The following is a 10,821-nucleotide window of genomic DNA, read 5'->3' on the forward strand; positions in this document are numbered from 1 at the left end:
CAATGTCTCGTTATTACATCCCCGCCTTTAAGCGCTGGAAATAATCTTCGTACAAGCGGTTGGCATCACCGACCGCGTTTTGCCATTCACCGGCCTGCATCACCGCTTTCGGTGGGTAAATATTAGGATCATTTTTAAAGGAAGCCGGTAACAGCGGATAAGCCGCTTTAACGGGTGTTGGGTAGCCAATGTCGAGTGCGAGCTTCGCCGCGTTTTCTGGACGCAGCAAGAAGTCGATCATCTTATGCGCAGCATCGACATGTTTAGCGTTGGCTGGAATGGCAAGGCTATCCATCCAAAAGATAGCGCCTTCTTCTGGCCAAACAATCTCAATGGGAGCGCCTTCCTGACGGGCCATATAGGCAGAGCCATTCCAAAGCATCCCCAAGGTGACTTCGCCGGCAAGGTAGGGGTTGGCAGGGAAGTCGGAGTTAAATACCAATACATTTGGCATGAGTTCACGCAGCGCCTCGTAGGCGGCTTTGATCTCATCCGGATTGGTGGTATTAGCTGAATAGCCCAGCTTACGCAGTGCGATGTGGAAGAGCTCGCGCGCGTCATCCATCATCAGCAATTGCCCCTGCCATTTCGGATCCCACAGATCGGCCCAGCGAGAGACAGCGCTGCTATCCATAAAATCAGTGTTGACTCCAATGCCCGTTGCTCCCCAGATATAAGGGATAGAGTATTGGTTATCAGGATCAAAGGGTTTGTTCAGGTTATCCGGGTCAAGGCCGTCAAAGTGGCTTAATTTGGTCTTATCCACTTTTTGTAGCATGCCTTCCTGACGCATTTTGGAGACGTAATAGGTTGAGGGAACAACCAAATCATAGCCTTCAGGATGCGTCTTTAATTTCGCATACATGGTCTCATTGGATTCATAGGTGGAATACATGACTTCAATACCGGTTTCTTCGGTAAATTCTTCTAGCACGGATGCTGGAATGTATTCGGACCAGTTGTAAAAGTAGAGAACATCATCTTCAGCCGAAGCCGTTGATGGGACCAGTGACGCACCCAGCAGCGCCAACGCAGAGAGTGAAGACCATTTGGTCATGGTGAAAACTCCTAGACATTACAGACAACAGGAAGCGGGCTGCCAGCGGGGTAGCAGCCCGAGGAAAGGTTTATTTTAGTCGATCTTTAGCCAGCCATTGTGAGCACATGACTAAGACGAGCGATACCATTAGCATGATGGTCGCTAAGGCATTGACTTCGGGTGAGACGCCAACTTTAACCATTGAGTAGATTTTCAAGGGTAAAATTTCATAGCTTGGGCCCGTTACGAAAGAGCTGACAATCACATCATCCAAGGAGAGTGTGAAACTCAGTAACCAGCCTGCGCCCACCGCAGGTGCGGCCAGGGGCAGTATGATTTTGGTCAGAATGACCCACTCACTGGCGCCCAAATCACGTGCCGCCTCAAGCATTTTGACATCGAAGCCATTTAAGCGGCTGTACACGGTGACCACCACGAACGGCAGACAAAAGGTGATGTGCGAGAGCAGTAAGGTAAGAAAGCCCAATTGTGCGCCCATCAAGACAAATAATGCCAACAATGAAATGGCCATCACGATATCAGGTGACATCATCACCACGAACAGCATACCATTGACGAATTGCTTGCCACGAAAGCGATAGCGGAACAGCGCAACCGCCGTAAGGCTACCGATGATGGCAGCTGCAGAGGCAGAGAAAATCGCGATGGTGAGCGAGTTCCCTGCCGCCTGAACCAAGCTGTCATTGTTGATAAGCTGCTCATACCATTTCCAAGTAAAGCCTTTCCAGTTCATCCCAAACTTGCTGGCATTAAAGGAATTCACAATCAATATAATGATTGGAATATATAAAAAGGCATAAACTAAGGATAAGAATCCACTGCGTAAGATACGGCTCATGCGAGTGTCTCCTTACGATTCATCCATTTGCCAACCCGCCAATAGGCGAACAACATCAGACCCATGAGAACGGTCAGAGAAATACTGGCTGCGGAACCAAATGGCCAATCTCGTACATTGAGGATTTGGCTCTTAATCACATTACCAATCAGGAGGTTTTTCGCCCCACCCAATAAATCAGAGACATAGAACATGCCCAAGGCGGGCAGTAATACCAACAAACTGCCAGCAATAATCCCCGGAGTGGTTAAGGGAAGGATCACGCGAATAAAACGTTGAACCGTATTCGCGCCAAGATCGCGCGCCGCTTCAAGGTACGCGTTGTCCAGCTTTTCAATGCTGGAATACAAGGGCAAAATCATAAACGGTAGCAAGATGTAGACAAGACCAATCATGACCGCGTATTCGGTATACATAATGCGAATGGGGCGCTCAATCACGCCAAGCCACATCAGGCTTTCGTTCAATAAGCCGCGCGTGCCGAGAAAAATCTTAAGGCCATAGGTACGGATCAGTGAATTCGTCCAGAAGGGCACAATGACCAAAAAGAGCATTAACGGACGCATGCGTTTTGGCATTCTGGCGATGATAAACGCGAACGGGTAACCGATTAACAAGCAAATCAGGGTCGCGATGGCTGCCATATAGAACGAATGCCATACCACCTTGGCGTAGAGAGGATCCAATAACTTGGCATAGTTACTGAGTGTGAAGGTCATCTCAATCAAGTTGGCATCGTCACGGGTTAAGAAACTGGTGATGATGATCATCAGGTTGGGCATGAAGACAAAAACCAATAACCAACCGACAACCAAGCCAATGATGGCGGTTTGCAGGTTAAGCTTTTTCATCGGCCAATACCACCTCCCAGCTTTCAACCCAAGTGATTGCTACTTTTTGGTCGAGTGAGTGGTCAACATCCGGGTCATCTTCGTTAAAGAATTCGCTGACCATTACGGTTTGCCCTGATGGCATCTCGAGCACAGAGTCTAGCGTCATGCCTTTATAGTTACGTTCACGCACGTAGCCAACTAGGCCATTGGGGTTAGCATCATTACTGATTTCTTCAATGCGAATATCTTCTGGGCGCAGCAAGACTTTAACTTGATCGCCGGCATGCACATCCAGTTTGCAGTAGACCTCACATTCACGCGATTCAATACGCGCCCAAATGCGTTGCTCATCCATCCGTTTGATTACGGTAGCATCGAACACATTGATCTCACCGATAAAGCGCGCCACAAACAGGTTCTTCGGCTCTTCGTAAATCTCACGAGGGCTACCGTCTTGCTCGATTTCACCATCACGCATCACCAAAATCCGGTCGGACATCGACAGTGCTTCTTCTTGGTCATGTGTGACAAAGATAAAGGTGATCCCCAGTTTACGTTGTAGCTGTTTGAGTTCCATTTGCATGCGCTTGCGCAGCTTATAATCCAGCGCGGATAAAGACTCATCTAACAACAACACTTTCGGTTTATTGACAACAGCACGAGCAATCGCAACACGTTGTTGCTGGCCACCTGATAGTTGATGTGGCTTACGCGACGCATAATGGTCAAGCTGCACCATACGCAGCGCTTCCATCACCCGAGGCTCGATCGTCGTACGATCCACGCCTTGCATCCGAAGTCCGAACGCAACGTTTTCGAATACGCTCATGTGCGGGAAAAGGGCGTAGCTTTGGAATACCGTATTTACGTGGCGCTGTTCGGCGGGGATATCCGTGACATCCTTGCCATCAATAATGACATGGCCGCTGTCCGCATCTTCAAGGCCAGCGATAAGACGTAATACCGTTGTTTTCCCGCAGCCAGAAGGGCCGAGGATAGTCAGAAATTCACCATCGTTAACGGTGAGATTGAAACGGGAAATGATTTCTTTGCCGTCAAAGCTTTTGGTCAGAGATTTAAGCTCAACAACCGGTTTGTGAGATACATGCGCGTGGTTCAATGGTTCGTTCTCTCCCTACCTGGCAAATTGTTGTTCGCGGATTTACCCATAAAATAGACGGCGCATGATAGACGTGCATCCTGCTAAGTTAAAGCAATTTTTTACACATTTTCGCTGTGCTCAAATCCGCCGCTATTATCGGTAAATCATGATACATCCTTGATGTTAACGTTGGGTAAAAATAGCACGGATTCCTTGTTTTCTGGTGAGATTGGTTTTTGGCTATTGGTAACAGTCAGATATACTGTCAACAACAGCCATGACAAATAACGATTATGAGTCAACAAGATTTCAACAATGCGCTACATATTGGTGGGTCGATAGAGACCGCACTCAACGGTCGATATCGCCTCGAGCCATTTGAGATTATTAAAGAAGCGTTCACGCTGACATTTAAACACTTCTGGTCCTTTCTGCCCGCGGCTTTATGCTTGTTTGCCGTTCAAGTTGGTATTCTAGTGTTAATGCTGACGTTACTTCTGGGCGATCCCTCTCATTTATTCGAGGGGTTAGTCGGGCAGCGCGAAATGACCACAGATATGGTGTCATCCGTGTGGTTATCTAACTTTACCTCTGAGGTGCTGATTGCCCCTTTGTATGCAGGTGCAAGCTTGATGGGGTTGGCGCATGCAATTGGGTTTAGATCCAAACCTCGCCATTTAGTTAAGGGATTGGCGTTTGCACTGCCTGTCACTGTGGTGATTTGTTTGTCTGCGACGTTACAAAGCGTTGCCAGTATGATTTTTCCATTATTGAGCTTATATGTCGCGATGGTCTTTTCAATGGCACCGCTACTGATTTGTGAAAAACGTTTGACGCCGTTAAAGGCGATGGCGGTTTCTTTCCGTGCCGTCAACAAGAAAGTGCTAGCCCTTGCTACGATTTATGCGGTGGTCGGTGTGCTATTTCTCATTTCTTTTGTTACCGCTGGCTTTGCATTGGTTTGGGCATTACCCTTTCTGTTCAATGTTAAGGGTGTGATTTACCGCGAGATGTTTGGTGTCGGCGTCGAGGTGACGGTGTCACAAAATAACGATAACAATGCCACCCCTGAAACATCCCATTCGTCAGGCAACGATACTTTTGATGCCTGATTGGCGTTTAGCCCGTACACGGAGTGTCCATGAAAAAATTAACCAGTGCATTGGTATTGGCAGCTTGTATGAGCTTGCCTGCCCATGCCGATACCATGAGATTTAGCTACAGCAAATTGTTCACTCAGCTCAAGCATAATGTTGAAGAAGGGCACCCCGATATTGGTGTCGCGTATTTTATGGTTTCGCCTGACACCGGCGAAGTGTGCCCCATATCTCGAGCGTGGATGCGCAAAAAGGAGCATTACGAAGCCTTTGATATCCCGCCATCGCAAGCCTTGCCGCTGCCACTGGATAACCAGTTACGCAAAGTGAACCCAGATGTATTTGTGGAAACACCTGCGGGCATGACCTGCGACATCTCTTTTCAGGTTCTAGTGAATACGCCGGTTGATCAGCAACTGACGGGTGAACAAATTCAAGACTGGTTGCCGCAAATGGATGCGATGATGAAAAATCTCGGCGGTATGTTTGCGTCGTGGTTTATGCCGAAAACGCAGGGCGTCGTGGTGCATTTTGGCCCAGATGTTAGCGGTAATGTGGTATCAACAACTGGCCAATCGTACGTGATTGAGAATCGTAGAGTGACCATTGATGCCAGTGCGTTGCAACCGGAGTCACGCTTAACGCTTCCAGCCACGCCAATTAAAATATCACCATGGCTACCGAAAGCCCCTTCCTCTTGATACAAAAAAAGCGCTCTTAGAGCGCTTTTTTACGATAATGAACGGGTGAGCTATTGGCTCACGTTCATCACATTTAACGTTAATGCCGGGTCTACCTCAACCACATCATCATTATCGGGGGTCGGGTTGGTAAAGGTTTCTTTATCGAAGGCAGTGTCTCCATCGCCTTCATAGGCCATACCTGCTGCCACTGATTTGAAATCAAACAAGTTAAAGTCAGCCATGTGCGAAGGCACCACATTTTGCATCGCACGGAACATGGTCTCAATACGTCCAGGAAAACGCTTATCCCAATCACGCAGCATATCCTTGATCACTTGGCGTTGCAGGTTAGGCTGCGAGCCACATAGGTTGCATGGAATAATTGGAAACGCTTTTTGCTCCGAGTAACGCTCAATGTCTTTTTCGCGACAATAGGCCAGAGGGCGGATCACCACATGTTCCCCGTTATCAGAGACAAGCTTGGGCGGCATGCCTTTCATTTTGCCACCATAAAACATGTTTAAAAATAAGGTTTCAAGTATGTCGTCGCGATGGTGGCCCAAGGCAATTTTAGTGGCTCCCAACTCTTTAGCCGTACGATACAAAATACCGCGGCGTAAGCGTGAGCAGAGTGAGCACGTTGTTTTGCCTTCCGGCACTTTATCTTTCACAATCGAGTAGGTGTCTTCTTCAACAATCTTATACTCGACGCCGAGACTCTCAAGATACTCTGGCAAGATATGCTCGGGAAAGCCGGGCTGTTTTTGGTCTAAGTTGACCGCGATAAGCTCAAACGAAATGGGGGCGCTTTTTTGCAAGCTTTGTAGCATATCTAGCAGTGTGTAACTGTCTTTTCCGCCAGATAAACACACCATGATGCGATCGCCATCTTCAATCATATTGAAGTCAGCAATGGCTTGGCCGGTATTACGGCGAATGCGCTTTTGCAGTTTATTAAACCCGTATTTTTGTGCTTTGGTCAGCTCTTGCGTGCTCATAAGTACTTTCGCGTGATGGGCAGCCCAACCACGTTGCGCTGCAGTGAATGCATGAATGGCGGGTATGATACGGATTTTGGCTATAAATGCCAGCAGCAGGCAGTGAATAGCACTGCCTGCTGGGGTTGAAGGATTAATCGTTAGCGCGAGGATCAAGTGGGCTGATGTAACCATCCGGCTTGATCGCGAGCAAGTCACAATCCAGTTGATCAATCATATGTTCTGCCGTATTACCAATAAAGACCGCAGAGAGGCCGGTTCGCCCTGTTGTGCCAAGGATCACCAGCTCTGCATCTAATTCACGTGCAATCTCGGGAATAACATCTTCAGGCAATCCCTCATGCACATGTGTGCGTGCCTCTTCAATGTGATGACGCTGACGCAGTGCTTTCATAGCGGTGAGGTGGTGACCCCTGACCGCATCGGTGTACGAGGTGGGATCAAACTCTGGTAGCTCGATAGTAATGTTCACCGGTGTTGCAGGGTAGGCATTGGCTAGATGAAGCTCAGCACCAAGCATGGCGCTCATCACTTCACCTTCATCTACGAGTTTGTCATTCAATGCGGCGTGTGTTTCGCTCTCAGAAGCAACGTGTACGGACGCAATGATTTTGCCTTTGTCTGGCCATCCGTGCTCTTTCACCAGCAATACGGAACTTGGGCATTTGCGTAATAGATGCCAGTCCGTTGGGGTAAAAATCACGGATCCCAAAGTATCATGCTTGTGCGTGGCCTTAACCACTAAGTCATGCTGATGGCTAAGGACTCGCTCAACAATGGCTTCATAAGGACGGTTATGCCAAACCACCTCTTTTTCAATATCACAACCTTGAGCATTGTGTGACTGAATGATGTCATTCATCCATTCTTCACGTTGGTGCATCACGCCATTTCGCATTGCTTGACGCTCATCGGATGAGAGCATCGAGGTCATTTCATAAGAAAAGTCATAAATGGCAAGAAATAGGGTTAGCTTTACATCCGCATCGCAACGCTCACTCAACGTGACTGCGCGAGACAGTGCGGGCTGTTGGTCTTGAGCGGGGTCGATCACAACCAGAAGATTTGTATACCTGGACATATCTGCCTCCTTAGCACAGATGCACCGTGTAGTTTCAATGTAACGCACTACATCTAAGAGAGCGATATAAAATCGAGATAGGAGAGTAAAAAAGAGAAATGGCGCATAAAGCKCCATTTGTTAAGTTCTTGTTTGTATGCCGAATCGGAGATTTAAAGCTCTTCTCCAGCTAACCGTGATAGCTCTTCTAAATTTAAAACCGTGATGTACTTGCCTTTAACAGCAAGAATTTCTGATTTTTGGAAACGTCCCAACAGTCGGCTAATTGTTTCAACGGTAAGGCCGAGATAGTTGCCAATATCACCACGGGTCATCGTTAGTCGGAACTCGCGAGGAGAAAATCCACGTTGAGCAAATCGTTTAGAAAGACTGTAGAGGAAGGCTGCAAGACGTTCTTCGGCGGTTTTCTTTGAAAGGAGCAAGATCATATCTTGATCTCCTTTAATCTCATTACTCATCAACCGCATGATTTGTTGCCTTAATTTTGGCATAGAGCCTGACAATTCATCTAGCGTCTCGTAAGGAATCTCACAAATCATTGAGGTTTCAAGCGCTTGCGCAAAACTTGGATGCTCTCTCTCGTTAATGGCATCAAAGCCAACCAGATCGCCCGCTAAATGGAACGCGGTAATTTGTTCATCACCTTGTTCGGTGATAGTGTAGCTTTTGATGGTTCCTGACCGAATTGCGTAAAGTGCTCGAAGATGATCACCCGCTTTGAACAACTCTTGGCCTTTCTGAATAGGTTTTTTTCGCTCAATGATGCTATCCAGTTGATCCAACTCTTGCTCATTTAACGTAAAGGGAATACATAACTGGCTGATACTGCAATCCTGACAATGAATTGCACAGCCGCCAGATTGTACCCGCCGAGTGATGATCTTATTAGACACCATACACCTGCCTGAAATAAAAAACGTCGTTAGTAATATTACACCATCATGGCGTACTCGGTCGACCTTATCCTTAAGGTCTATCTACAAAAGTAACTTTAATGCGCCATAAGCTGTATAAACCCCATACAGTGCCATGAGTGTAGCACATGTCAAGCGTACTAGTTGATTGTTGAGTATGGGTTTGATCCGCTCCGCAAGTACACCCACAGTGATCATTGCGGGCAGAGTACCAAGCCCAAAGCCAAACATAATCAGTGCGCCTCCTGATGCGCTACCTGCAACCGCTGACCAACTGAGGGCAGAGTAGACAAGTCCACAGGGCAACCAGCCCCACAGTAAACCAAATGGAAGTGCATAGGTTGGTGATTTGAGCGGTAATAGCTTAGAGGAAAGCGGGGAAACACGCTGCCACAGCTTGCCACCAACCCGTTCAATATAACTTAGACCATTCCAAATATGGGCCAGATAAGCCGCAAGCAACAGCATCATGACAGCAGCAAAAAGGCGTAGTATCGCCAGCTGATGGGTGAGGTCACTCATGGCAAGGATAGAGGCAACCGCCCCGCCAATAAGTGCACCCGCAATGGTATAGGAGGTGATTCGTCCAAGGTTATACAAAAGTAGGTAGGGCCATTTAGCCTTATTTTGGGGGATGCCGAGTGACATTGCCGCCGCCACACCGCCACACATTCCAATACAATGTCCGGCACCGACCAAACCAATGACGAAGGCGCCAATAAAATCAACGTTAGTCATACAAGAGCTCGTTTAGGAGTGTTTAGATGAGTGCTGGTTGTCTGGCTCGTTTTCGTTGCGCTGTGTATTTTGCTCTGGCTCTTCCTCATCAAATAGAATTGATGAGCCTTGGCGCTCTAAATCTTCAAATTGATCGGACTTCACCGCCCAAATAAACACCACAGCAGCCACACAGACCAGCATGATGGCAATTGGGATCAAAATATAAAGGCTGGCCATAAGGTTTCCTTACTTTCGGTTGAGCAGACGGAGTGAATTTGAAACCACAATAATGGAACTAGCAGACATGCCGACCACAGCAACATAAGGCGCGACAAACCCCATGACTGCTAAGGGAAGAATGGTGACATTGTATCCCAGAGCCCATGCGAGGTTTTCGGCAATGATACGTCGCGTACGACGCGCGAGTTGCCTCGCCGTAAGCAGTTTTTCTAGGTCATCGCTTAGTAACACCATATCGGCAGAGGCTTTGGCGATATCAGTACCACCTCCCATTGCCACCGACAGGTGCGCGCCTGCGAGTACAGGGGCATCATTAACACCATCGCCGACCATTAATGTAATCGTATCGCTTGAAAGCTCCTGAAGATACGCCAGTTTTCCTTGTGGTGATACACCTGATATCACAGTTTCAATGCCAAGCTGGTTTGCGACCATGTCGGCATTGGCTGATTGATCGCCTGTGAGCATGGTGGTTTGAATGCCTGCGCTTTTGAACGCAGCAATCAAGGATGCGCTGCTTTCTCGAATGGGATCATTAAGCGAGAAGGCCGCAATCGGAGTATCATCACACGAGAGAACGACAGGGTAATGACTAAACGCCGTCTCCGTTGTCGTCAGCGCAAAATTCGGTTTGCCGATACGCCACTGTTGGCCGTTTATCGTGCCACTGATCCCTAGCCCAATGTGGTTATCGGCGTCAACGACTTCATAGCACTCTGACGCTCTCAACTGAAAAGCGTGGGCAATCGGGTGGTTGGCAAACGTTTCTAAGCTGGCGGCAATGTCCAGTACGTTTTGTTCATCATATTCAGGATTGAGGATCGCGACATCACTGATCTCAATCTTACCTTCTGTCAGGGTACCCGTCTTGTCGACAACCAACCGATTGACTTTCGTTAACGTCTCCAGCACATGACTGCGGCGCAACATGATACCGAGCTGACCAAAGGTTGAAGTTGAGCAGGTTAATGCGGTCGGTGTTGCTAAAGACAGTGCACAAGGACAGGTCGCCACCAACACTGACAGCATGATCCAAAATGCATCGTCAGGTCGCTCAAAATGCCAATATAACCACGTTGAGGCGGAGATAAGTAAAATCGCGGCGACAAAGTAGCGGGCAGTTTTGTCCGCGAGGACAGCGACTTTTGGCTTCGCCATTTGCGCTTCGTCTTGTAGGCGAACAATGTTGGCGACTAATGATTCTTTATGATTGGCTGTCACTTCAAGGTCGACGTTACCTTCAACATTCATGGTC

General features: G+C 47.9%; 12 protein-coding genes. 2 read left to right on the plus strand and 10 right to left on the minus strand.

The features are described 5' to 3' along the window. Positions 1–13: 13 nt before the first annotated feature. The 4 genes from BZG83_RS06440 to potA all read right to left on the minus strand — a co-directional run bounded on the left by BZG83_RS06440 (position 14) and on the right by potA (position 3,851). Positions 14–1,057, minus strand: a complete 1,044-nt coding sequence (locus BZG83_RS06440; protein WP_077456145.1) for an extracellular solute-binding protein — start codon at positions 1,055–1,057, stop codon at positions 14–16. Positions 1,058–1,127: 70 nt separating this feature from the next. Further along, positions 1,128–1,898 carry a spermidine/putrescine ABC transporter permease PotC gene (gene potC, locus BZG83_RS06445; protein ID WP_069587677.1) on the minus strand — a complete coding sequence of 257 codons (771 nt, stop codon included), beginning with the start codon at positions 1,896–1,898 and terminating at the stop codon, positions 1,128–1,130. Next, positions 1,895–2,749 (minus strand): spermidine/putrescine ABC transporter permease PotB, encoded by an 855-nt coding sequence (gene potB, locus BZG83_RS06450; protein WP_077456146.1) that lies wholly within the window; start codon positions 2,747–2,749, stop codon positions 1,895–1,897. Before potB ends, potC begins: the two co-directional genes overlap by 4 nt. Next, positions 2,736–3,851, minus strand: coding sequence for a spermidine/putrescine ABC transporter ATP-binding protein PotA (gene potA, locus BZG83_RS06455; protein WP_077479822.1), 1,116 nt, complete (start codon positions 3,849–3,851; stop codon positions 2,736–2,738). The genes potB and potA overlap by 14 nt, the downstream gene beginning before the upstream one ends. Before the next feature lie 275 nt (positions 3,852–4,126). On the opposite strand from potA, the gene BZG83_RS06460 reads away from it, so the two are divergent. Both BZG83_RS06460 and BZG83_RS06465 read left to right on the plus strand, forming a co-directional pair. Beyond that, entirely contained in the window at positions 4,127–4,945 is an 819-nt protein-coding gene (locus BZG83_RS06460; RefSeq protein WP_077479823.1) for a hypothetical protein, read from the plus strand. 29 nt (positions 4,946–4,974) lie between these two features. Further along, positions 4,975–5,631: a DUF2987 domain-containing protein gene (locus BZG83_RS06465; RefSeq protein WP_077479824.1), complete on the plus strand. Its 657-nt coding sequence runs from the start codon at positions 4,975–4,977 to the stop codon at positions 5,629–5,631. Positions 5,632–5,681: 50 nt separating this feature from the next. Here BZG83_RS06465 and ttcA read toward each other — a convergent pair whose 3' ends face one another. From ttcA to BZG83_RS06495, 6 genes are all read right to left on the minus strand, one after another. Next, on the minus strand, positions 5,682–6,611 hold the full coding sequence (ttcA, locus tag BZG83_RS06470; RefSeq protein ID WP_077479829.1) for a tRNA 2-thiocytidine(32) synthetase TtcA: 930 nt from the start codon (positions 6,609–6,611) through the stop codon (positions 5,682–5,684). 133 nt (positions 6,612–6,744) lie between these two features. After that, complete coding sequence (gene uspE, locus BZG83_RS06475) at positions 6,745–7,692, minus strand: universal stress protein UspE (RefSeq protein ID WP_077479825.1); 948 nt, start codon at positions 7,690–7,692, stop codon at positions 6,745–6,747. A gap of 152 nt (positions 7,693–7,844) precedes the next feature. Next, on the minus strand, positions 7,845–8,588 hold the full coding sequence (locus BZG83_RS06480) for an FNR family transcription factor (RefSeq protein WP_077479826.1): 744 nt from the start codon (positions 8,586–8,588) through the stop codon (positions 7,845–7,847). Between the two features lie 81 nt (positions 8,589–8,669). Further along, a complete protein-coding gene (locus tag BZG83_RS06485; protein WP_077479827.1) occupies positions 8,670–9,344 on the minus strand; it encodes a sulfite exporter TauE/SafE family protein in 675 nt (224 codons plus the stop codon). A 12-nt stretch (positions 9,345–9,356) separates the two neighbouring features. Next, entirely contained in the window at positions 9,357–9,563 is a 207-nt protein-coding gene (gene ccoS, locus BZG83_RS06490; RefSeq protein WP_077479828.1) for a cbb3-type cytochrome oxidase assembly protein CcoS, read from the minus strand. Between the two features lie 9 nt (positions 9,564–9,572). Beyond that, a partial coding sequence (locus tag BZG83_RS06495; protein ID WP_077479830.1) for a heavy metal translocating P-type ATPase occupies positions 9,573–10,821 on the minus strand: 1,249 nt, incomplete at its 5' end.

Source organism: Salinivibrio sp. PR919, from assembly GCF_001995355.1.
Classification (GTDB): Bacteria; Pseudomonadota; Gammaproteobacteria; order Enterobacterales; family Vibrionaceae; genus Salinivibrio; species Salinivibrio proteolyticus.